The 21469-nt window shown below is 59.2% G+C and carries 23 protein-coding genes; 11 read left to right on the top strand and 12 right to left on the bottom strand.

The window, feature by feature from the left end:
* Positions 1-14: 14 nt before the first annotated feature.
* The 5 genes from BLW55_RS14870 to BLW55_RS14850 all read left to right on the top strand — a co-directional run bounded on the left by BLW55_RS14870 (position 15) and on the right by BLW55_RS14850 (position 4068).
* Positions 15-815, top strand: a complete 801-nt coding sequence (locus BLW55_RS14870; RefSeq protein ID WP_090329315.1) for an ABC transporter substrate-binding protein — start codon at positions 15-17, stop codon at positions 813-815.
* Between the two features lie 91 nt (positions 816-906).
* On the top strand, positions 907-1626 hold the full coding sequence (locus BLW55_RS14865; RefSeq protein ID WP_090329314.1) for an amino acid ABC transporter permease: 720 nt from the start codon (positions 907-909) through the stop codon (positions 1624-1626).
* Positions 1623-2363 carry an amino acid ABC transporter permease gene (locus BLW55_RS14860; protein ID WP_090329313.1) on the top strand — a complete coding sequence of 247 codons (741 nt, stop codon included), beginning with the start codon at positions 1623-1625 and terminating at the stop codon, positions 2361-2363. Before BLW55_RS14865 ends, BLW55_RS14860 begins: the two co-directional genes overlap by 4 nt.
* A complete protein-coding gene (locus BLW55_RS14855; protein WP_025031676.1) occupies positions 2360-3079 on the top strand; it encodes a helix-turn-helix domain-containing protein in 720 nt (239 codons plus the stop codon). The genes BLW55_RS14860 and BLW55_RS14855 overlap by 4 nt, the downstream gene beginning before the upstream one ends.
* 2 nt (positions 3080-3081) lie before the next feature.
* On the top strand, positions 3082-4068 hold the full coding sequence (locus BLW55_RS14850; protein WP_090329312.1) for a pyridoxal-phosphate dependent enzyme: 987 nt from the start codon (positions 3082-3084) through the stop codon (positions 4066-4068).
* Positions 4069-4234: 166 nt separating this feature from the next.
* On the opposite strand, the gene BLW55_RS20975 is transcribed toward BLW55_RS14850, so the two are convergent.
* Complete coding sequence (locus BLW55_RS20975) at positions 4235-4522, bottom strand: hypothetical protein (protein WP_244509087.1); 288 nt, start codon at positions 4520-4522, stop codon at positions 4235-4237.
* A 264-nt stretch (positions 4523-4786) separates the two neighbouring features.
* Entirely contained in the window at positions 4787-5434 is a 648-nt protein-coding gene (locus tag BLW55_RS14840; protein ID WP_090329311.1) for a TetR/AcrR family transcriptional regulator, read from the bottom strand.
* 228 nt (positions 5435-5662) lie between these two features.
* Here BLW55_RS14840 and BLW55_RS14835 point away from each other — a divergent pair, with 228 nt between their 5' ends.
* Genes BLW55_RS14835 through BLW55_RS14825 form a run of 3 tightly spaced genes read left to right on the top strand, consistent with a single transcriptional unit; the run spans position 5663 to position 10073 of the window.
* On the top strand, positions 5663-7813 hold the full coding sequence (locus BLW55_RS14835) for a TonB-dependent siderophore receptor (RefSeq protein ID WP_090329310.1): 2151 nt from the start codon (positions 5663-5665) through the stop codon (positions 7811-7813).
* A gap of 5 nt (positions 7814-7818) precedes the next feature.
* The gene (locus BLW55_RS14830; protein WP_090329309.1) at positions 7819-8946 is read left to right on the top strand and encodes an ABC transporter substrate-binding protein; all 1128 of its coding nucleotides are present in this window, start codon (positions 7819-7821) and stop codon (positions 8944-8946) included.
* Positions 8946-10073, top strand: coding sequence for a siderophore-interacting protein (locus BLW55_RS14825; protein ID WP_090329308.1), 1128 nt, complete (start codon positions 8946-8948; stop codon positions 10071-10073). The genes BLW55_RS14830 and BLW55_RS14825 overlap by 1 nt, the downstream gene beginning before the upstream one ends.
* A gap of 189 nt (positions 10074-10262) precedes the next feature.
* Here BLW55_RS14825 and BLW55_RS14820 read toward each other — a convergent pair whose 3' ends face one another.
* On the bottom strand, positions 10263-10652 hold the full coding sequence (locus tag BLW55_RS14820) for a hypothetical protein (RefSeq protein WP_244509086.1): 390 nt from the start codon (positions 10650-10652) through the stop codon (positions 10263-10265).
* Between the two features lie 694 nt (positions 10653-11346).
* Between BLW55_RS14820 and BLW55_RS14815 the strand changes: the two genes are divergently transcribed.
* The 3 genes from BLW55_RS14815 (at position 11347) to BLW55_RS14805 (ending at position 14171) form a co-directional block, all read left to right on the top strand.
* Positions 11347-12309, top strand: coding sequence for a TRAP transporter substrate-binding protein (locus tag BLW55_RS14815; protein ID WP_244509085.1), 963 nt, complete (start codon positions 11347-11349; stop codon positions 12307-12309).
* A gap of 69 nt (positions 12310-12378) precedes the next feature.
* Positions 12379-12903 carry a TRAP transporter small permease gene (locus BLW55_RS14810; protein WP_090329307.1) on the top strand — a complete coding sequence of 175 codons (525 nt, stop codon included), beginning with the start codon at positions 12379-12381 and terminating at the stop codon, positions 12901-12903.
* The gene (locus tag BLW55_RS14805; RefSeq protein ID WP_090329306.1) at positions 12900-14171 is read left to right on the top strand and encodes a TRAP transporter large permease; all 1272 of its coding nucleotides are present in this window, start codon (positions 12900-12902) and stop codon (positions 14169-14171) included. The genes BLW55_RS14810 and BLW55_RS14805 overlap by 4 nt, the downstream gene beginning before the upstream one ends.
* Positions 14172-14237: 66 nt before the next feature.
* Here the strand turns inward: BLW55_RS14805 and BLW55_RS14800 are convergent, their stop codons facing one another.
* From BLW55_RS14800 to BLW55_RS14760, 9 genes are read right to left on the bottom strand one after another with little or no spacing between them, the layout of a single operon-like run.
* Positions 14238-14990, bottom strand: a complete 753-nt coding sequence (locus BLW55_RS14800) for a fumarylacetoacetate hydrolase family protein (protein WP_090329305.1) — start codon at positions 14988-14990, stop codon at positions 14238-14240.
* 24 nt (positions 14991-15014) lie between these two features.
* Positions 15015-15833, bottom strand: a complete 819-nt coding sequence (locus BLW55_RS14795) for a sugar phosphate isomerase/epimerase family protein (RefSeq protein WP_090329304.1) — start codon at positions 15831-15833, stop codon at positions 15015-15017.
* A complete protein-coding gene (locus BLW55_RS14790; RefSeq protein ID WP_177174988.1) occupies positions 15830-16660 on the bottom strand; it encodes a UxaA family hydrolase in 831 nt (276 codons plus the stop codon). The genes BLW55_RS14795 and BLW55_RS14790 overlap by 4 nt, the downstream gene beginning before the upstream one ends.
* Positions 16657-17070, bottom strand: a complete 414-nt coding sequence (locus BLW55_RS21075; protein ID WP_090329302.1) for a UxaA family hydrolase — start codon at positions 17068-17070, stop codon at positions 16657-16659. The genes BLW55_RS14790 and BLW55_RS21075 overlap by 4 nt, the downstream gene beginning before the upstream one ends.
* Complete coding sequence (locus BLW55_RS14780; protein WP_162742236.1) at positions 17039-17353, bottom strand: UxaA family hydrolase; 315 nt, start codon at positions 17351-17353, stop codon at positions 17039-17041. The genes BLW55_RS21075 and BLW55_RS14780 overlap by 32 nt, the downstream gene beginning before the upstream one ends.
* A gap of 34 nt (positions 17354-17387) precedes the next feature.
* Entirely contained in the window at positions 17388-18659 is a 1272-nt protein-coding gene (locus tag BLW55_RS14775) for a TRAP transporter large permease (RefSeq protein WP_090329300.1), read from the bottom strand.
* Positions 18656-19156: a TRAP transporter small permease gene (locus BLW55_RS14770; RefSeq protein ID WP_143038443.1), complete on the bottom strand. Its 501-nt coding sequence runs from the start codon at positions 19154-19156 to the stop codon at positions 18656-18658. The genes BLW55_RS14775 and BLW55_RS14770 overlap by 4 nt, the downstream gene beginning before the upstream one ends.
* 54 nt (positions 19157-19210) lie before the next feature.
* The gene (locus BLW55_RS14765) at positions 19211-20203 is read right to left on the bottom strand and encodes a TRAP transporter substrate-binding protein (protein ID WP_025031273.1); all 993 of its coding nucleotides are present in this window, start codon (positions 20201-20203) and stop codon (positions 19211-19213) included.
* Between the two features lie 16 nt (positions 20204-20219).
* Positions 20220-21386 carry a M20 family metallopeptidase gene (locus BLW55_RS14760; RefSeq protein WP_162175234.1) on the bottom strand — a complete coding sequence of 389 codons (1167 nt, stop codon included), beginning with the start codon at positions 21384-21386 and terminating at the stop codon, positions 20220-20222.
* Positions 21387-21469: the final 83 nt, after the last annotated feature.

The raw sequence follows: 21469 nt of genomic DNA, 5'->3' as shown, positions 1-21469 counted from the left end.
AGGGAGGAACCAGAATGAAATCTATTCTCAAGACAGCGCTCGCCGCTGTAACCGCCATCGGCGTGACCTTCGGGATGAGCGCCCCTGCAAGCGCCGAAACCGAAATGGACGAGATCCTACAGCGCGGTGAACTGCGCGTCGGCGTGCAGACGCAAGGCGCGCCTGTGAGCTTCATCAACAAGGATGGCGAACGCACCGGCCTGGCGATCGAGATCGTCAAGATGATGGCCGACGATCTGGGTGTGAAACTGGTTCTTCAGGACTATGACTGGAAGGGCCTCATCCCCGCATTGCTGGCCAGCAAGTTCGACTTTATCGCAGCCGACATGACGCCCACACCGCAGCGTACGGCGCAACTGCTTTTCTCCCGCCCGTTCTTCTATCAGGACACGGTTGCAATGACCGCCAAGGACAGCGGCCGCACCACCTGGGAAGACCTGAACAAGGAAGGTCTCAATGTGGGCGGCGTGCAGGGCGGCACCTATGTGACCGCGATCAAGGAATTCCTGCCCAACGCAACCGTCAAGGAATTTGCCAGCGGCCCCGCAGCCGCCCAGGCGCTCGCCGCCGGCCGGGTCGACGGCGCGCTGACCGACCTCGGCAACGCGCAGACCTATGTCGGCGGATACGACAATCTGATGATCCTCGACGGCATCATCACCCGCGAGCCGCTTGCATTCGCCACCCGCGCGGAGAACAGCCATCTGAAATTCTGGATGGACAATTACTTCGAGCTGGTCTCGGCCAATGGCAAGCTCGACCGTCTCGTCGAATACTGGTGGAACTCCCGCGACTGGGAAGCTGACCACAAATAGCGCATTGAGGCCGGGCGGCATTCTGGCAGAACGCCGCCCGACCCTGAGCCTCCAATGACGTTCCCAAACGCCTCGCGGACCGGGTTGCACCATGACATTTCTTGAGCCGGTCGCCGACTGGATTGTTGGCGTCTACAATTACCGCATCGTCGCGCTCTATGCTGATGAGTTCGCGCGGGGCATCACAAACACGCTTCTGGCGGCGAGCGCGAGTCTGGTGCTTTCGCTCGTACTGGGAACGGCGCTGGCCGGAATGCGCCTTTCACCAAGCCGGCTGATTTCCATCCCCGCCGAAGTGTATATACAGGCGATCCGCTCGACCCCGCTTCTGCTGCAAATCTACATCGTCTATTTCGCCCTGCCGCATCTCGTGCCGGCAACCGCGCGCTGGCCCGAACTGTGGATCGGCATTCTCGCGCTGACCCTGCACACCGCGCCCTATATGGCCGAAATCATCCGCTCCGGCATTCAGTCGGTCGCGAAGGGACAGATCGAGGGCGGACTTGCCGTCGGCATGACGTTTCGCCAGCGCGCGCAACATATCGTCCTGCCGCAGGCCTTTGCCAACATCCTGCCTTCGCTGCTCGGGCAAACTGCCATTCTGGTGAAGGATACATCGCTGCTCTCACTCATCACCGTGTTCGATCTGGTGGCCGCCGGCATGCTTTTGAACAGCGAGCGCATCAAGCCAAACGAGGGCTTTCTCTCCGTCGCCGTCATCTACTTCGCCATTTACCTGCTGCTGCTGGTCGCCTCACGCTATGTGGAGCGCAAGCTGGCAGGACCGGCCTGGAACAAGGCAGCAGCATGATGCAACATTATATCGACGTTTTTCATGCCGTCCTGCCCGCACTCCTGAACGGGTTCTGGCAGACGCTCGGCATATCGCTGGCCGGCATCATTGGCGGTTCGGCCATCGGGTTCGTTCTCGGGCTGGTCCGCGGGCAGCGCGTGCCCTACCTCACACCGCTGATCGGCGGCTATCTGCATCTGCTGCGCGGCACGCCGTTTCTCGTGCAGCTCTATGTGGTGTACTTCGTGCTTCCCAACACCGGCTTTGCGCTTTTGATGTGGGATTCGCTGACCGCAGCTCTGGTCAGCCTCGCGATCTACACATCCAGCTATGTCACGGAGATCGTCAGCGGCGCGATCCGCGCGATACCGCGTGGACAGTGGGAAGGCGCCTTCGCCATCGGCATGCGCCGTGGCCAGACGCTGCGCCACATCATCCTGCCGCAATCGATCATGCTGATCCTGCCCTCGCTCGGCGGCGTCTATGTGAACCTCATCAAGGCAACATCCATCGTCTCGGTGGTGGGCATCAGCGAACTGACCCGGCAGGGCGAGATCTCCATCCTGCGTTTTCCGAGCGACATCCTGTTCATCTACGGCATCGTTGCCCTGATCTACTTCTGCTACTGTTTCCCGGTGCTCAAGCTTGTCGACTGGCTAGAAAAGAATGCCGGCAAGCCACGCATGGGCAAGCAGCGTTCCTCGTCCACAACCGACGGCACTATTCCGCCTGACAAACAGAATGTGAGAGCATGACACAGGATACACCACTGGACCCTATCCTGCGCCCCTACGCAGCGCTGATGGAAACGCTTGTAGCCCAGTTCGGCGCCAACTGCCAGGTTTCGCTATACGACATGCGCGAAAAGCGCCCTCGCCTTGTCGCTTATTCCGGCACCGTGATGGAGGCCAGCATCGGCTCCCAGCTTTCCGAAAAGCTGTTCACGCGCTTTCAGGAAGCCGACAACCGGCCAAGCGGCCGCTTGCAGTTCACCGCGACAACGCCCGACGGCCGCAGGCTCAGTTCATCGATCACGATCCTGCGCGGCGCAGACGATGAGACCATCGCCTGTATGCGCATCGACCTGTGCATCGAAAGCCTCATGCACAGCATCGACATGCTGCAGACCTTCTGCAATTTCGATGCGCCGGCAACACAGCAGCCCCAGTTCGGCAACACACACAATGAAGACGTGATCGGGATGGTCGATGCCGTGGTGGACGAAGCGCTCGGCCGGAACGAGGCGCTGCGCACACAGGACAGCCGGACCTACCGCATGAACATCATTCGCGAGCTGGAAGAGAAGAACGTGTTCCTGGTGAAGGGCGCGGTCGACCTGATCGCCGCGCGCATGAACGTATCGAAATTCACCATCTACAATTACATCGAACGCATCAGAAACCCGCAGGATGCGGCGGCCACGGATGCCAGCCTGCGTGATGTGCGAAGCCGGCGGGACGGAAACCACTGACAATGATTCAATTCCCGCAGGCACGTTACCGGCTGCTCGAACAGCCAACCCCTCTTGCGCCCCTCGCACGGCTTGAAAAGCGACTGGGCCGCTCCGGTCTCTTCATCAAGCGCGACGACCACATGCCGATCGCGCTCGGCGGCAACAAGCTGCGCAGCCTGGAATTCTGGCTGGGAGCGGCGCTGGAGGAAAATGCCGATGTGCTGCTGGTCGCCGGCGCACCCGTTTCCAACCAGTGTCGGCTGACGGCGGCGGCAGCGGCCATTGCAGGGCTCGATTGCCTGATCGTTCACAACGATGCTGAAACCGATCAGACGCGTCGAAGCTCCTTTCTCAACCGCGTGTTCGGCGCCGAGGTGCGGTTTGTCGGCGCTATGTGCGAAGACACGCGCGCGGTGCGCATCGAGGAAATCGCGCAGGAACTGCGCAGCGCCGGGCGCCGGCCCTACATCGTCGGCAGCGCCGTTGTCGGCGCGCTCGGATATGCGGTGGCCGCGGCGGAGCTCCTTTCGCAGAGCGAGGCTTCCGGCTACCCGATACGGCATGTGATCCTGCCGGGCTCCATGGGACCGACAGAGGCCGGCTTCATCTTTGGCAACGCGCTTCTGGGCAACCCGTTCGACGTGCATCTAGTGAGCGTCGAATATGGCCAGGCAGATCTGGCGGCGCGGATCGCGCGAATTTTCGGTGAGCTGCAACATTACACGGGCAAGCCCGACGTGAAGCTCGACGATGGGCGGGTCCATTATCATATGGACTATCTGGGGCCCGGCTACGCGCTGCCCACAACTGTCGGTGAGAACGCTATCCTGACCCTTGCCCGGACAGAAGGCATTCTTCTTGAGCACACTTATACGGCCAAACCCTTTGCCGCCTTCATGGACATGGCCATGGATGGGAGCATCGAGCAGGCCGAAGGTCTGTGCTTTCTGCACACGGGCGGTGTGCCGACGCTGTTTGTGCAAAACGAGCTGTTCGAAACAATCTGAAAGCGATGAGGAAAAAGCGTTTCGCGGTTTGTTCTTAAAGAGCGGATTCATCGTTTCACAGAAACGCTGTCCCGCTCTATCTCTTTGTTTTCTCGCATTTATGCGGATGTCAGGTGATTCCACCTGACTGCAAAAGGCTCTCGCGGCCGAGAAGCGCGCAACGGCCTTAACAGTGGCCGATCATCCATTTCTTGCGCGGTGAAGGCGGGCCTTTCTTGCCGACCTCGCAGAGCGCACAGCCGCAGCCGGCCAGATGCTCTTTCTTGACCACGCGCGGCTCGATGCGACCACATCGCGGTTGCTTGGCGTCTGGCAACTTGGGCAGGCGCACGCATTGTCGGCGTCGGCCATGGTCGTCCTGATTACGCTGATCACCACGAAAGGGAGAGGCAATTAGATTGAGATATGTGGCAATCACGATCCCCTTCACTGCGTGAAGATGAGCTTCGCCCATGCTTGCTTTGATTTTGAATTCGATATTTTGAAGACGTCCGATCCCAATTTCACCAATTGATGGTAACAGCCGGGATATTCTAGGGTTCTATATAATCAATTCTGCTACACTCGATTAGGCAAAACTTGAGTTTTTTTATTGGATTGATAAAATTTTGAAGCCTTAGTTATTCTTATCCTCACACCCATATACAACTTTTACGGATTTTGATTTTTCTTCAAATCTTTCCGGATCTCCTCGCCAACGGGCTCGATATGGCAGAACTCAACGAGCGATGACGCCCTCCGTCATCCAGAGCCAGATTACCGCGAAGTGGGCATCCAGGGCTTCTGGCGAATCGTAGTCGGAACCGCCCAGCATCGCGTTTGTCGTCGGGAGGGATACAAGGCTATGGATGAGATGAGACGCCATGGACGGCGCATCGCCGGTGCGCAGGAATCCATCGGCCTGCGCAGCTCTTACCGCTTCCACAAGACGCTCCATGAAGGGGTCGGAGCCTGAAGAAGCTGCGCTGCTTTTTGCAAACACGACCGCCTCGCTGAAAGCGATCCGCTTCAAGGCGACGAGATCCGGCTCCATGTTTATTGAAAGATAGGCGCGCAGCAGTGCCTTCAACTGTTTCAAGGCATCGCCATCGACGGGTGCAAGCCCGTTCAGCCTGTCCAATGCACGGTCACGCACATGCTCGACCACAGCCTCGAACAGCGCCACCTTTGAAGGGAAACGGCGATAGATCGTGTCTTTCCCTGCACCGCAGGCGCTGGCAACCTGCTCGACGGAGGTGCCTGCAAACCCACGAGACGCGAACAGATGCGTGGCCGTCTCCAGAATCCGCGTGCCGGCCTCTTCTGCCCTTTGTTTCGGGGGGCGGCCTCCAGCCGGCCTGCGATGCAGCTTCCTGTCTTCAGTCATGCCTTCTCCATTTCCGCTCCAACCAGAACACGCAAACACGGATGCACCGGCATCACCTGTCGTTTTTTCACGCCCGGCGCAAGTCGTTCAAAGACGACAAACGCGCTCAAATAAACTGGACAGGTCCGTCCCGTTTGGATATTCCCTTAAACGTTTTCCAGGCAGACGTCACCCGGCAGGAGTCTCGTCCACCCAACTGCTCAACAGACAGGCTCTATCGGGGGTAATATGTCATCGCGTGTTTCATTTCGTCTTCTCTCGTCGGTTAGCGTCCTTGTCATCGGGACAGGCGGTGTTTTCGCACAGCAAGCGGCCACTCCACTCGAAAGGATCGTCGTTGAAGGTGCGGGAACCGTTTCCGACACCTCGGACCGGATGTTTCTGAAACAATCGACTTCAGCCACGAAGACCGGCACCGCGGCGCTGGAAACGCCGCAGGCTACATCGAGCGTCACACGGAGGCAGATCGACGAGCAGAACCCGCAAACCGTCAGCGAGGCGCTTCGCTATACGTCTGGGGTCCTTTCGGATCGCGACTCGAATGCCCGCTACGATTCGGTGTTTCTGCGCGGCTTCGGCGCCTTCGGTACGGCGACAAACTATGTGAGCTTTCTGGACGGGCTGAAACTGCCCCGCGGGCAGGCCTTCGCCCAGACATCAATCGATCCGTTTCTTCTCGATCGCATCGAAGTCCTCAAGGGGCCATCCGCGCTTCTGTACGGCCAGACGAGCCCCGGCGGTCTGGTGAATCAGATCAGCCGCGCGCCATCGGCCGAGCCCTACAATGAAGTATGGTTTCAGGGTGGAACGCACAGCCGCATGCAGGGCGGGCTGTCGTCACGCGGGGCGCTTTCATCGGATGGAACGTGGCAATACGGCATCAGCGCCGTGGGGCGTGTTGCCGGAACACGCTATGACGATGTCGATGAAAAACGCTTTGGCGTTGCGCCGTCCCTGACCTGGCAACCGGATGCGGACACGTCTGTGACGATTTCAGGCTATTTCCAGAAAGACCCGGAGGGCGGCTATTTCAATTCGCTTTACCCGACATTCCTCGCGCCTGCGGGGTATCGCTCCCACCTTGGGCGCGACCTGAACATCGGCGATCCCGGTTTCGATGCCTTCGAAAGGGAACAGTATGGAATCGGATATCAGTTCGAGCACCGGTTCAACGACCTCGTGACCGTGAGGTCGAACCTGCGCTACTCTCATGTCGATATCGACTTCCGCTCGCTTCAGATGTCCGGGCCGATCAACGCGGCAGGAGAAATTCCGCGCCATGCGCTGCGCTCCATTGAGGATGCCGGTGGCCTCTCCTTCGACAATCAGGCGGAATTCAACTTTTCAACGGGTGCGCTGGAGCACGTCGTTCTGGCCGGTATCGATTACCAAAGCACAGGCAGCGACTGGCAATACCGGTTTGGCGCGGCTCCCGCCCTGAACGTGACGAACCCGCAATACGGTCAGCCCGTCGGCCCTCTCATGACCGTGATCGACAGCCATCAGAAACTGCGGCAGACGGGCATCTACGTGCAGGATCAAATGAGTTTCGGGGGCTTTCGGGCGGTCGTCGGCGTGCGCCATGACTGGACCAGACAGGTATCGGAAAACCGGCTCGCCACGACATCAAGCGAGCAATCGAGCGGTGAGACGAGCTACCGCGCGGGGCTTCTCTACCAGTTCGAGAACGGCCTTGCGCCCTATGCCAGTTACTCCACCTCGTTCGAGCCCACGATTGGCGTGGACGCCAGCGGCAACCCGTTCGAACCAACCAGCGCGCAACAGTATGAAATCGGCCTGAAGTACCAGCCAGCCGGTTTCGATGCGCTGTTCACCGTCTCCGCCTTCGACATTCGCCAGAAGAACGTGCTCACGCCGGGCAGCATTCCCGGCTTCAATGTGCAAGAGGGCGAGATCCACTCACGCGGAATCGAATTCGAGGCGCGTGGGAACCTCACCAGCAATCTGGAACTGATTGCAGCGCTGACCCTTCTTGACACCAGGGTTTCGGAATCGGGCGTGCACGCCAACATCGGCAAGCGGCCACAGGCCGTTCCGGATTACTTCGGCTCGATCTGGGCGAACTATGCGTTCGGGAACGGGACGCTGGACGGCCTCTCCGTCGGTGGCGGACTGCGCTTTGTCGGGTCAAGCTATGCCGACGACGCCAACACCATCAAGGCCGATGGATATGCGCTTGTCGATCTGGCGCTTCGCTACGATTTCGGGGCGAAGAACCATGCGTTGAAAGGACTGGAAGGCACGCTCAACGTCACCAATCTTTTCGACAAGGAGTATTACTCCAGTTGCAGTTCCAACATCTATTGCCAGTTTGGCAATGGACGCCAGGTGCAGGCCGGATTGCGATACAAGTGGTGAGAGCGATGAGGCTCAACAGGCGCAGCTTCTGCGGATCGCTGGTCGGTGGCGTTCTTACCGCGAAGGCGGCACGCGCGGATGAAGCGATCATTGTGACCGACATGGCTGGGCGGACCGTGCGTCTGCCAGCCCCGCCCAAGCGCATCGTGTTGCTGGAAGCACGGGATATCGTCAGCATGGCCTTGCTGCATCCGGACCCTGCCGCTCTCGTGGTCGGCTGGGCGGCAACGGACCGGATCGACAGCAAACTCCTTCAGGAGCGTTTCACCCAAGGGCGCGACATTGCGCTCGTGGGCAAGCAATCGCCCGACACGATTTCGATCGAAGGCCTAGCGAGCCTGTCTCCCGATCTGGTGGTGGCGAATTTCTACATGGCACCGCATGGCAGTGACGATCTGCTTGTCACGCGGCTGGAGAGCTTTGGAATACCGGTCGTTTTCAGCGATACGTCCAGCAACACGGTCGCTGGCGAAACGCTGGATGACGATCCGGTCGCGAACATCATCGGGCACATGCAGATGTGGGGCGCGGTGCTCGGCGTTGCCGACAGGGTGCGTGACTATGCCGGTTTCTTCGAAACACAAATGCAGCGCGTTCAGCGCTGCGTGGCGGGAGCTCCCACTGTCACCACATATCTGGAGATCCAGTCCACGGCGGAAGACTGCTGCTGGGCCGCGGGCAACAAGGTGTGGGGCTCACTTCTTGAACATGCCGGAGGAAAAAACCTGCCCGGCGTTACGGAACCATGGTTTCAAAAACTGCAACTGGAGCATCTTCTCTCCACCCCGCATGCGGTTTACATCGCCTCCGGCGGCGGGTGGGCATCGGACATTCGCCCGGCCATAGGCCCCGGCCTCGACCCGGCAAAAGGCCGTGAGGGCCTGGAGCGGGTTATCCGGCGAACCGGCTTCGACCTTTTGCCCAGCGTCCGCGATGGCCGGGTTCACGGCATATGGACCGGATTGATATCCGTTCCGCCGCTGAACATCCTCTTCATCGAGCTCGCCGCCAAATGGCTGCACCCGGACCGGTGCGCCGAGATCGATCCCGCCGCCACGCTTGCCGAGATCAATGCGCGGTTTCTCTCAACACCGATCGAAGGCCCTCTCTGGGTCTCGTTGCAGGAGGCTTGATGGCATTGGCATGCGAGCGCGAGACGCGCGTTTTTCGAGCGTCATCCATCGTCGATTTTCCCCGGATCGCGGATTTTCTCGACCCTATCGTCTCCTCGATCGACACGCATGACATGGAGATCGAACAGGAAGGTTCGCGCTTTCTGATTGCCGCTCCGTTCGGCTCTGCGGTGCTTGAGCCGGGGCCCGGTCAATTGAGGCTCACCGTGGAGACGACAGACCGCGATGCGCTCAACCGCCTCAAGCACGCGCTTGTCGGGCCGATCACCTTCATTGCCGCCAGTGAAAACCTAAGGATTGACTGGTCGGGCGATGATACGGGCCCTTCCGAACCGGAAGACCTTCGCATTCTGCAGGTGACCGCCGTGGCGCAACTGACACCGCGAATGCGGCGCATCACCTTTCGCGGCGAAAACCTCGCCCGCTATGATCGTGCGGACCAGCTTCATTGCAGATTGATCTTTCAGCCCAAGGGCACCGTTTCACCGGAGTGGCCAAGGCTTGACGACCGAGGCCATGTGATCTGGCCGAAAGGGCGGAAGCTCTCAACGCGGGTTTACACGGTCAGAAAGATCGATTCCGCGACCGGCGAGATCGAGATCGATTTCGCCCTGCACCCAAACCCCGGCCCCGCCACGCAATGGGCAATGGAGGCTACACCGGGAGATATCGTCGGCGTTCTGGGGCCTGCAGCCAATGGCCCCAAACCCGCCGGTTTCTACATTCTGGCGGGGGACGAGACGGGCCTGCCGGGGATTGCCCGCATTCTGGAGCATCTGGACGCGGATGCTCATGGCATCGCCTTTATCGAGATCGACAACGCCGATGAGGAACAATCCTTGACGCGCCCGCCGAATATGGACCTGCGTTGGCTTCACCGAAACGGAGCCCCGGCTGGGACAGCCTCATTGCTGCCGCGCGCGATCCGGTCGGTCGAGTGGCCGCAAGACCTTGAACAGGCGTTCTTCTGGGGCGGATGCGAGCACAAGGCGTTTCGGGAAATACACCGCATGCTGCGAACAGAGGTCCAGTTACCCCGCCACCGGCAGATATTCTACTCGCACTGGCATCGATCCCTCAGCGAGGAAGAGGTCATCGAAGTCGGCGGGGAAGCGTATCTGCCGTAGGCGCAGCGCCCTATATGAAACGCGGTTCCAAGGGGACATTGGTACGGGGTGCAGGCCCTTTGTGCTGCATCCCGCGTTGTCACTTCATGAAACGTTGCGCCGGGTGCTTCAGAAATTCATCGTCAGGCCGGCGGCGCAATATCGAGGGAGGCGAACTCGATCCCTTCACTGCGTGAAGATGAGCTTCCCTCATGCTTGCTTTGATTTTAATTTGAAACTTTGAGGACGCCCCATGCCAATTTCACCCAATCGAGGGTAACAGCCGGGATATTTTGGGGTTTCTATATAATCTACGCTGTTACCCTCGATTGGGCCGATCAGCCTTCCGCTTCCTTGGCGTATTTTCGGCGGCAATTGTACCAGTACGTCAACGCGCCCTTGGGTGTCAGGCCTGCCCCCCTCTATCATCTCTGAAACAACGGTTTCCTGCGGCTGAGTGTTCAGAGCGCGATAAATCGCCATCGACGCATCGACCTTGGTCTTGCCCTGCGCAATTGACGCCTGCCCCTGTGCGATTGCCTGCTCGATGGCCTTCGCATCGTCTTCACTAATAACAACCGACTGCTTCTTCGCAGCCATTTGACAATCTCCTTTTGACTGCAGCGACCATCCTTCTGATTGATAACGACAGACAACGGAAAAGGCTTAGCAGGATTCCGAGGTGGTTCGATTACTGTCGGCAGGCTTGCCCGGCGGGTAGAGAACTCCGGCTCAACGAGCGCGCCGGGACCACAAGCTTTTCCGGATTTTGTCGAAAGGAAACTGGGGCCGTTTCCTTCCCTGCAAGCCAGAATTCCAGACGCATTCCGAGACACCCGAGATTTTATAACCGACTGATAAATATGAGGAAAAAATTCGCGACGATAGTTGGGAAGCTGACAGGCTACCATTACATCATACCCGCGCAGCGCGCATTAATCCGCGACCTTAAGCCCGGCCTCAAGCGGGTTTGTGAGATGATCGGCTGGGCTTCGAGGGTCGCAACATAGTTGCATGATGAAAAACGTTTGCGGGCCAGCGCGCCCGAACCCAACGCATCCCAGCGCTTCGACCTGGGCCTGATCAAACTGATTTTGTATGCCGAGCACAAAAATCCGGACTTCCGTTTCATTACTCTGGTCAATGGATTCAGGGGCGTTTTCGCTTAGGGTCAATATCGTGGTTGGTATGGGTGAGGAGGAAACCTGCCAGCCTGATCAATCGAAAAATCCATCACAATCGGGAGGGGCAGATGATCTGGAGAGGTACACTGCAAGCTTGCGTGGCAGCCGCGATGCTGTTGGCGACAGGGGCTCATGCCGAAACAGTATTGCGCTTCGGGCATCCAAATGTTGCGGGCGAAATTTCGAGCAAGCTCTATGACGAATTCGTCGCACGGATCGCCGAGCGCACGGATGGAGAAGTCACCATTCAGGTATTCCCAGGCGAACAGCTCGGTAAGGAAACCGAGATGGTGCAGCAATTGCGGGATGGCGTTCTGGACATGACGGCAGCCTCGATGGCGGCCACCAGCACGCTGGTGCCGGCGATGGAGATCCCGAGCGCGCCGTTTCTCTGGCAGAACTGGCTCGAGGCGGAAGCGGTGATTTCCGGGGCTGCCATGCAGCCGGCCTTTGACGAGCTGGAAGAAAAACACAACATCATTCCGCTCACCAAGATCTGGTACTGGGGCTGGCGCAATTTCACGCTTTCGGAAAAGCCCGTGCGCACGCCTGCAGACATGGCCGGCCTGAAGATCCGGGTTCCTGAATCCCCGGTCTGGGTCGAGATGATCCGTGGGATCGGGGCTGCACCGACGCCCATTCCCTTCAGCGATGTCTACACGGCACTGCAGCAGGGGACGGTCGACGGTCAGGAAAACCCCATTCCGACCATCTACGCCCGGAAATTCTACGAGGTTCAGAGCTACATCGTGATGTCGCGTCACATGCTTCAGAACAATCTGATCCTGATGAACAAGGACTCCATGGCAAAGCTCGATCCACGCCATCAGCGGATCATTCTGGAAGAGGTTGGCGCAGCTTCTGCCAAGATGACGCTTCTCCAGCAGCGGGCCGAAGAAAACATGCTGAAGGAAATCGCAGAAACGGCTGACGTCACCATCGTTGATGATCCGGACCGCGAAGCGTTCGCCGAAGCCACGACTGAAGCTGTTTTTGCCGCCCTTGCCGAGCGCTGGGGGGCGGACAGGATCACGACCGTACGCGAAAATATCTCCGCCACCCGCGGGCAATAGTCTGCCACCAACACCGGACCGCATCGGCGGTCCGGTGTTCATTGTCCTGTTGTTGGGGGGGAGACCAGTTTGAGACAATGCATTCTATGGCTCGACAATCGCGTGCGAGAGATTGAGCACCATGCCCTGTGGCTGCTTCTGGCCACGATTTTCGTCATTCTTACCGCGACTGTCTTCTTCCGCTATGTGCTCGGTTCCCCGATCACCTGGACGGAAGAACTGTTGACGATGCTGTTCACCTGGATGGTGTTCATCGGCGCCAGCGCGGCCCTTTCAACCCACCAGCATATCCGCATCGACATGGTGTTGCGCATCCTGCCGCCGCGCTATGAGCTGCTGGCTTCCGTGGTGGCCGTTTTGGTTTGTCTGGTTGTCTTCCTGGTGGTCATCCATTTCGGCCTCAAATATGTGCGAACGACCTGGGGCGACCGAACGCCGATGATGGATGTCACCTACGGGTTTTACACGCTCGCCCTGCCCGTCACGAGCATGTGTGCCACACTTCACATAATCCGCAACTGTGTGGAGGGCGGTGTGCGAGACGCGCTCAAGAGCACGATCGAGGTTCAGGCAGGTGAAGGGGATGCAGCATGATCACCACCCTGCTTCTGCTGCTACTTCTGTTTCTTCTGGTCGGAGTGCCGACCGCCTACGCGCTGGCGGCCTCTGCCATTGCCGTGATCTGGCTTGAGGGGATACCGCTGACGATTGCCGTGCAGCGCATGACTGCGGGTGTCCAGTCCTTTCCGCTTCTTGCCATCCCTCTGTTCATCCTAGCGGGCACGCTGATGAACGCGTCGGGCATTTCGGAACGTCTCTTCGCACTGACCGGTTCGCTGGTCGGTCACATCCGTGGCGGCATGGCCTATGTCAACGTGCTGACAAATGTCTTCATGTCCGGCATTTCGGGATCTTCGCTCGCCGATTGTGCGGCTACGACACGCGTGTTCGTGCCGCAGATGGTCAGGCACGGCTACGACAAGGGATTCAGCGTCGGCCTCACAGCCTCCGCCGCCGTGCTCGCTCCCATCATCCCGCCATCCATCCTGCTTGTCATCTATGGCTGGCAGGCGAATGTCTCGATCGGAGATCTGTTCGTGGCCGGGATCGTGCCGGGGCTGGTCATCGCCACCGCGCTGGTTGTCACCGTGGCGATCATGACACGGCGTCGCGGTTTCGGGCGCGGTGCGGCGTTTTCGGCCAGCGCGCTCCGGCAGACCTTCTTCCAGGCTTCCTGGGCACTGTTGATGCCGGTGATCATCATTGTCGGCTTCCGCATGGGCATTTTCACGGCGACCGAGGTTGCGGCCATTGCGGCAGCCTATGCTTTTCTGGTCGGCCTTCTTGTCTACAGGACATTGAAGGTCGCCGAGCTACCGGGCGTTTTTGCAAGTGCTGCGCGCGACACATCGTCGATCCTCGTCATCGCCGCGACCGCAGCACCTTTCGGCTGGATCCTGTCCATCGGTCAGGCTCCGCAGCAGCTCCTGTCATTCTTGACCGGCTTCTCGGACAGCCCGATGCTGATCCTGCTTCTCATCAACGTCATCCTGCTTGTGCTCGGCACATTCATGGAAACGCTGGTACTCATCATCATCCTCGTCCCGATCCTGCTGCCGCTGATCGAAACGCTGGGGATCGATCCGGTTCACTTCGGGATCGTGATGATCATCAATCTGGTCATCGGCCAGCTGACACCGCCTTTGGGTGTTCTGATGTATGTGACCTGCGGGATCTCGGGGACCAGCATCGCTCAATTCATGCGGGCGATCCGACCGTTTCTCATCGCCCTGATCCTGGCATTGCTTGCGATCACCTACATACCAGCGCTGGCACTCTATCCGACCGCGCTGCTGCGATAGTCTGGATAAGGCAATGCCCCGTGGGACCCACGGGGCATTGCTGGTTCAACGACGACTTGCGGGCGTTCAGGCGACCCGGCTGTGCAGGCGTCCGATCTTCTCGATCTCGATGACGATCTCGTCACCAGACGCCATCGGGCCGACGCCGGATGGTGTGCCGGTGATGATCAGGTCGCCCGGCTCCAGCGTCATGATGCCCGACACGAATTCAAGAATGCGGGCGATGGGGAAAATCATGTCATTCGTGTTGGACGACTGACGCAATTCGCCATTCTGCCAAAGCTTGATGTCGACATTGTCGGGATCGAGGTCGGTTTCGATGACCGGCCCGACGGGCTTGTAGGTGTCGAAGGATTTGGCGCGGGTGAACTGACCATCCTTCTTTTGCAAAACACGGTTCGAGACATCGTTGGCGCAGGTGTAGCCGAAAATGTAATCCCCTGCATCGCTGGCGGCGACATTGCGAGCCCTGCGGCCAACGACAATGCCGATCTCGGCCTCGAAGTCGATGCGGTCATCGGCATTGTCGAGCTGGATTTGCTCGCCATCGGCGATGATCGCGGAAGGCGCGCACATGAAGAGCATCGGCTCTTCTGGAACCGGAACGCCGGACTCTTCTGCATGGAGCGTATAGTTGAGACCCACGCAGACAAGCTTGCTTGGCGCCACCGGGGCAAGCACACGCACGGCGTCGAGCGGAACGACCTTGCCGGTCTTCTCGATCTTCTCGAAGGGAGAGCCCGACAGGACTGCGATGGATGAGCCTTCAAGCAGTCCATAGGATGTGGTTCCCTGATGGGAAAAGCGAACGATTTTCATGATGAAACCTCTGAATAGATCGCGTCAGACGCGGGTGGGGATATAGGGCCGCATGGCCTCGAAACTGGCAGCGATTGCGTGCCCGGCATCAGGAATCTGGAATGTCTCGACCGTCACGTAGCGGTCGAACCCGGAATCGATCACGGCACCCATGGCGGCGTCGATGTCATAGCTACCATCGCCGACCGGCAGGCGGTCGGAATCGGTGATGTGAAAATGCCAGAAGAGATCACCGGCCACGCGAATGGCATCGGCCACCGTTTCCTGCTCGGTTAGGATGTGCGCGGTGTCGAGCATCACGCCGAGGCTTGAGACGCCAAGACTTCGCACGAAGCTGCAGGTCTCACCTGTGGTGAGCAGGCAATTTGCATAGTTGCGGTTGACCGGCTCGAGCACGATTGGAACATCGGGAAACGTGGCGGCACATTGCGTGATGGCAGCACCGATCCAGTCGAGCGTCTGTTGTGGCGCGACGCCATCGACATATCGACCGCGCAACCGACCGACATTAACCATTGCCCCATATTCGGATGCGAGGTCCATCGACGCCATCATGCGATCAATGGCTTCCTGCCGCCGGCTGGCATCCGGATCGGCGAAGGAAAGCCCGTCCTGACCGTAAACCTCGCCGGTGCAGACCGCCGGCATGTCGAGGCCCTGATCGCGAATGGCGGCGGCGAGCGCTCGCCGGTCGATCCGCGCCGGGTTGCACACCAGAAGCTCGACGCCTGAATAGCCGGTCTGCGCGATGCTGCGCATTGCCGTTTCTATCGGGCCTTGAACCGCAGTCACCTTGGCGGGCGCCACGTCTGGAGTGGCATACATGTAGGCAAGCTTCATCATTGCTGAAACCGGAAATCGTTCTGTTCGGCCAGCTTCTGATGGATCACTTCCTTGCGCACCACGCTGACATTGGGGATGGCGAATTCCTGAATGTTGAAATACTCCGCCTTGGCCTGTTGACCATTCGCCGTGTCCATCACCAGTTCGACGATCTCTTCGCCGACTTGCTTCAGTGACTTGGTTCCCTCAAGGACATCGCCTGCACTCAAATCGATATCCTCGCGCAGGGCTTTGAACGTATCGTTGTTGGAGCTGATCTTGAGCACAGGCGCAATGCACGACCCGGTCGGGGTTCCCTTGCCCGTCGTGAAGAGCACCATATGCGCCCCACCGGCGACCTTGCCGGTGACCGAAGCGATGTCGAAGCCGGGCGTGTCCATGATGACAACGCCCTTCTCTGTCGGCCGCTCGCCATATTTGACGATCTGCACGATGGGCTGGGTGCCGGCCTTGTAGATGCAGCCAAGCGACTTTTCCTCGATGGTCGTCAAGCCGCCTTCAATATTGCCGGGTGAGATGAAGACGCCGCTGTCATCCTGCGTGGTCATGGACAGCTCGATCTCATACTCCTTGATCAAGCTCATCAGATCCTGCTTGATCTTGTCGGTTTTCCCGCGCCGCCAGAGAACCCGTTCTGCGCCGACCATCTCCGTGATCTCAGACAAGACGACCGTTCCGCCGGCTCCGACGAGGATATCGGCCGCCTCTCCCACTGCCGGATTGGCCGTGAGACCGGAAAACGCGTCGGAAGAACCGCATTCCAGTGCGACGATCAACTCGCTGACGTCGCCTTCATCATTGGGTTCGGCCGCGATCTGCCCCTTCAAGCGCTCAACGATGCCGATACCGGTATCACGCGTCGAGCGGGCCCCCCCTCCTTTTGGACGATAAGCATTTCGACCGGCTTTCCAGTCGTTGAAATCGCGTCGGCGATGCGCCGGGCAGACGCTGTCTCGCACCCCAGGCTCACCACCAGAACGGCACCGACATTCTGGTGGCGGCCATGGCCAATGAACGTGTCTTCCGTGGTGGTGTTTTCCTCGGCATCGAAGGTGCATCCATAAGGATGCATGAAGGTGACCGCCCCGGTCTTCGAAGCGATGTCGAGCGCCACGCGGTTGACGCAGGAGACCGTCGGAATGACCAGAATGTGGTTGCGGATGCCGATCGAGCCGTCGGCGCGGCGATAGCCCTTGAACTTCATGTCACTCACCCTGCTTTCGCGCGTGGATTTCATCGAACCGGCGCCCCTTGGCGCCGCGACAATTGTGAACGTGCACCCAATGGCCTGCCAGGATCGCCTCGGTCGCGATCCCGATCACCTCGCCATATTTGTGGATCTCCTCCTGGGCCGCGATGTCGCGAAGCGCGATCTTGTGCCCGCGCGGGATCTTCTCCTCGACCCTCAGGGGACGCCCATTGCCGATGCCCGAGACGATGACTGTCTCTGCGGGCAACAATTCGACCGTGGCGGTTGCCACGTGATCGCTTTCCTTGATCTGGATGGCTGTCTTTTCCAACGTCAAACTCCTGAATGACTCTTACGGGCCTCGGCTAGAGGAACAGGCTCGGCAAGAATGTCGACAGTTTCGGGAACAGGATGGTCAGTATGAGCACGATCACCATGGCCGCGAGGAACGGAAGCACCGCCCGCGACGCTTCGGCAAACCGCACCCCGGCAATCTTCGCACCCGTCATCAGCGTAACACCGAGTGGCGGTGTGTTGGCCCCGATGCACAGATTGACCACGAACATGACGCCGAAATGCAGCGGGTCAATGCCATACTGATTGACCACCGGCATCAGGATCGGAATCAAAATGATGATCAGCGCATTGCTCTCCATGAAGGTGCCAAGCAGCAGGAGCAGGAAGTTGAGCAGGATCAGGAAGGTCATCGGATCCGGCGCTACAGCCGCGAAAAATGCGGTAAGCTGCTGGGGGATCTGCTCGGTCGCGACGATCCACACAAACAGATGGGAGATCGCCACGATGAGCTGCACCGGCACCGCGATGCGCACCACCTGCATGCAGATCGCCGGCAGGTCCGAGATCTTGACCTCGCGGTAGATGATCGCGGACAGCAGGAATGCGTAGACCACGGCCAAAACCGCTGCCTCCGTGACGGTGACGATACCGCCCAGGATGCCGCCAAGGATGATGACCGGCAGCAGAAGCGGAAGCACCGAGTCCGAAACGGCAGAGATGAATTCGCGCCATGTCGCGCGCTCGCCCTTGCCATAGCCACGCCGGCGGCTGATCAGCAAAGAGACGATGATCAGGAGCAAGGCCATCAGGAGGCCAGGCACTAGGCCGCCAATCAACAGGCCGGCAATCGAGATGTTTCCGGTCGCCCCAAGGATGACCATGGTCAGGCTCGGCGGAATGAGCGAAGCAAGCACGCCGCTACACCCCTGAAGGGCCGCCGCAAAGCCAGCCGCATAATTCTTGGCCTTCATGGCCGGGATCATGATGGAGCCGATGGCGGCGGTGTCGCCGATGGCGGAACCGGACAGGGCACCGAACAGGGCGCTGCCGGCCACGGTGACCGCGGCAAGACCGCCCGAGATGTGTCCGATGACGGCGTTGGCGAGACGCATCATACGCTGCGTGATGCCTCCATGCTCCATGAGCACGCCGGCAAACACGAACATGGGAAGCGCAAGAAAGGGGTAGGAATAGATGCCCGTCGCCGAACGCTGCGCCACGAGCGCGAGATTGATGTCCTTGACGAAGAGATAGGTCAGGCAGGCAAAGCCGATTGCAAAGGCTATCGGGACATTGATGATGATTAGCCCCAGAAGCAGAACGAAAAGAACGATGCTCATGAACGATGCTCCTGCGTTTCTGCGGTGCCGAACAATGCCTGCAACAAAGCTTCGATGGAGACGAGCACGAGAAGCCCGCCGCCAATCAGCACACCCAGATATTGCCACGCACTGGAAATCTTGAGGCCCGGCATGATCGCCTCTCTGGCAGTTTCAACGATGAGAAGCGCGCCATAGGTCAGCGCCACGTTGAAGGTGAGCACCACAAGCGCACCGATGATTTGCATCGGCCGGTTGAGCGATGGCGGCAGCCATTCCACCAGGAGATCGATGGCGACGTGTTCCTTGCGCTCAAGCATCAGCGCCGAACCAAGGAACGTCATCCAGACCATGAGCAGAAGGGCCAGTTCTTCAGACCAGACCAGTGGCGATTGCAGGAGATAGCGCCAGATGATCTGCGCGAACATCACGCAGGTCATGGTCAGAAGCATCAGCATAAGAAGCCATTGGACGAGCTTGACGAGAAGCTGTCTGGCGCAAAGCAGGTATTGCGTCATCGCGGAAACCCCAATTGCGGCAGGCCGGCGCGACACCGGCCTGCGCGCATTCAATCAATTTGAGTATTTACGCACGATGGCGAGGAGGTCTTCCCCGAAGACGCCTTCATACTTGTCCCACACCGGCTGAACCATCTCTTGGAATGCTGCCGGATCCGGCCGCGTGATTTTCATGCCCTCGGCCTCGAGTTTGGCGAGCACTTCCTCATCGCTCGCGCGGATCATCTCGCGCTCTTTCTCTTTCCAGATCTCGGCCTTCTCTCGCAGGATGGTCTTCTGCTCATCCGTCAGCTTGTCCCAGGCCTTGCTGGAAATCGTGAGGATGGCCGAGCCCCAGATGTGCCCGGACAGCGCCAGATTGTCCTGCACCTCGTAGAATTTGGATGCATAGATTGTTGCCAGCGGGTTTTCCTGTCCGTCGACGACCTTCTGTTGAAGCGAGGTGAAGACCTCGGAGAATGCCATCGGCGTGGGCAGTGCACCGAGTTCGCGGAACGTATCGAGACGCAGCTCGGCTTCCGGCACGCGCAGCTTGATGCCCTTGAGGTCTTCGGGCGTTTCAATCGGGCGGGCCGAATTCGTGATATGGCGATAGCCACTTTCCCACCAGCTCAGCGCATTGATGTTCTTGGCCGCCAAGATTTCGGCGAGTGCATCGCCAAGTTCACCATCCACGGCAGCATAGGCCTTCTCACGGGTGGGCCAGGCGTAAGGCAGTTCCTCAATGATCAGGCGCTTGTCCAGAACCTGGAGTGCCCCGGTGCCGAAGAGGCCCATCTCAACGGTTCCCAGCTGCAAGCCTTCGGCCACTTCGCGGTCGCCGCCAAGCTGGGAGCTTGGGTAAACCTGGATAACGACCTCGCCGCCCGTCGCTTCAGAAACATCTTTCGACAGTCCCTCCAGAGCAATCTGCCAGGGGTGGTCGGCGGCAAAGACATGGCCCACCTTCAAGGTCGTTTCCGCGTTCGCGGCACCTGCAGCGAAGATGAGCCCCGCACCAAGCCACGCGGCGGCGAAAGTTGCTTTCGTTTTTGCCAGATAAGTCATGGGTTCCCTTTCTTTTTTAGTTTTGGCTGAAGTACTGCGCGATAATTTCTCCGTAGATATCTATCGCGTTGAAAAAGTCATCGACGACGAGATGCTCATCGGTTTGATGGGCCTGTTCCGGTGCACCCGGGCCAAGAATGATGATGTCATCGCCATGCGCACCAAAGGCCGAAGCGTCTGTGAAGTACTGCGCCCCGCGAACGACTTCGGCGCCGGGGGAGATCTTTGCGAGAACCTGTTGGCTGATCCGGACAATTGGAGCTTCCTCATCCGTCAGCAAGCCGGGCAGGTTGAGTGTGCATTCCACCTGGAAACGCGCTTCCGGGTCTTCTTTGACAAGTGCGGCTGCAATTGCCTCGACCTGAGCCACCACACCCTGTTGGTCCTGCCCTGGCACCGTCCGGATGTCGATGGTCATCTGGCAGTGATCGGGAATGACATTGGGTGCACCACCACCATTGAAAGTGGTGACGGCAAATGTGGGCTCAGACAACAACGGTGTCGTCGTGGGGCCGAGATCAAGGGATTGGAGACGCTCATAGAACAGGTGGAGCTTGTCGACGGCGTTTGTACCGCACCCGGGCATCGAGCCGTGTGCGGTCTTGCCGAAGCTGGTCACGCGAAGCCAGGTCACGCCCTTGTGCGCAATGACAAGTCGATTGTCGGTCGGTTCCGCCACGATCATCGCGTCGAACCGCGGGATCTGCGTCTTGTTGACCATTGCCGACGCGCCAAGGGCACCGACCTCCTCGCCGAACGTGGCCGCGAAAATCAGTTCGCCGTTCCAAAGGTCAGGCGCGAGGTCCTTGTGCTTCATAAAGGCGAACAACAGAGCGAAAAGGCCGCCTTTCATGTCCGCTGTGCCGCGGCCATAGATGCGCCCATCGTCAATCGCGGCCGAAAAGGGATCATGCGTCCAGGTGGCGTCCCCGATCGGCACCGTATCGAGATGGCCGCTCAGGACGAGGCGGGGTCCAGGCTTTTTCGCCGGGCCTTGCCCGCGCAAAGTGGCCACCAGATTTGCCTGATGCTCATTCTCCCGGAAGATCTCGCAGTCTATCCCAAGATCATCCAGTCGCGCCTTGATCATGCGGGCCAGAACGATCTCATTGCCGGTCGATGAAATGGTGTTGCAGCGCACGGCCTGCTGAAGAAAATCAAGCGCACCGAGCCGTGCCGGCACGACCACCGGATTGTTAGAATTCAACTGCTTCCCCCCTTAAGCCTACAAGGAACGTATCGATTCGGAAGCCGGAAAACTATTGA

Origin of the sequence: Nitratireductor aquibiodomus (assembly GCF_900105565.1) — a bacterium.
In the GTDB taxonomy this organism is placed as follows: domain Bacteria; phylum Pseudomonadota; class Alphaproteobacteria; order Rhizobiales; family Rhizobiaceae; genus Nitratireductor; species Nitratireductor aquibiodomus.
The sequence above is the reverse complement of the archived record's forward strand: the minus strand, read 5'-3'. Positions and strand labels throughout refer to the sequence as shown.

Bases quoted from the DNA above. Each gene is read 5' to 3' on its own strand.
- BLW55_RS14820 (WP_244509086.1), bottom strand. From the start codon at position 10,652: ATGGCTGCGAAGAAGCAGTCGGTTGTTATTAGTGAAGACGATGCGAAG.
- BLW55_RS14795 (WP_090329304.1), bottom strand. From the start codon at position 15,833: ATGATGAAGCTTGCCTACATGTATGCCACTCCAGACGTGGCGCCCGCC.
- BLW55_RS14865 (WP_090329314.1), top strand. From the start codon at position 907: ATGACATTTCTTGAGCCGGTCGCCGACTGGATTGTTGGCGTCTACAAT.
- BLW55_RS14825 (WP_090329308.1), top strand. From the start codon at position 8,946: ATGGCATTGGCATGCGAGCGCGAGACGCGCGTTTTTCGAGCGTCATCC.
- BLW55_RS14805 (WP_090329306.1), top strand. From the start codon at position 12,900: ATGATCACCACCCTGCTTCTGCTGCTACTTCTGTTTCTTCTGGTCGGA.
- BLW55_RS14850 (WP_090329312.1), top strand. From the start codon at position 3,082: ATGATTCAATTCCCGCAGGCACGTTACCGGCTGCTCGAACAGCCAACC.
- BLW55_RS14870 (WP_090329315.1), top strand. From the start codon at position 15: ATGAAATCTATTCTCAAGACAGCGCTCGCCGCTGTAACCGCCATCGGC.
- BLW55_RS20975 (WP_244509087.1), bottom strand. From the start codon at position 4,522: ATGGGCGAAGCTCATCTTCACGCAGTGAAGGGGATCGTGATTGCCACA.
- BLW55_RS14855 (WP_025031676.1), top strand. From the start codon at position 2,360: ATGACACAGGATACACCACTGGACCCTATCCTGCGCCCCTACGCAGCG.
- BLW55_RS14765 (WP_025031273.1), bottom strand. From the start codon at position 20,203: ATGACTTATCTGGCAAAAACGAAAGCAACTTTCGCCGCCGCGTGGCTT.
- BLW55_RS14830 (WP_090329309.1), top strand. From the start codon at position 7,819: ATGAGGCTCAACAGGCGCAGCTTCTGCGGATCGCTGGTCGGTGGCGTT.
- BLW55_RS14815 (WP_244509085.1), top strand. From the start codon at position 11,347: ATGCTGTTGGCGACAGGGGCTCATGCCGAAACAGTATTGCGCTTCGGG.
- BLW55_RS14770 (WP_143038443.1), bottom strand. From the start codon at position 19,156: ATGACGCAATACCTGCTTTGCGCCAGACAGCTTCTCGTCAAGCTCGTC.
- BLW55_RS14775 (WP_090329300.1), bottom strand. From the start codon at position 18,659: ATGAGCATCGTTCTTTTCGTTCTGCTTCTGGGGCTAATCATCATCAAT.
- BLW55_RS14840 (WP_090329311.1), bottom strand. From the start codon at position 5,434: ATGACTGAAGACAGGAAGCTGCATCGCAGGCCGGCTGGAGGCCGCCCC.
- BLW55_RS14800 (WP_090329305.1), bottom strand. From the start codon at position 14,990: ATGAAAATCGTTCGCTTTTCCCATCAGGGAACCACATCCTATGGACTG.
- BLW55_RS14860 (WP_090329313.1), top strand. From the start codon at position 1,623: ATGATGCAACATTATATCGACGTTTTTCATGCCGTCCTGCCCGCACTC.
- BLW55_RS21075 (WP_090329302.1), bottom strand. From the start codon at position 17,070: ATGAAATCCACGCGCGAAAGCAGGGTGAGTGACATGAAGTTCAAGGGC.
- BLW55_RS14835 (WP_090329310.1), top strand. From the start codon at position 5,663: ATGTCATCGCGTGTTTCATTTCGTCTTCTCTCGTCGGTTAGCGTCCTT.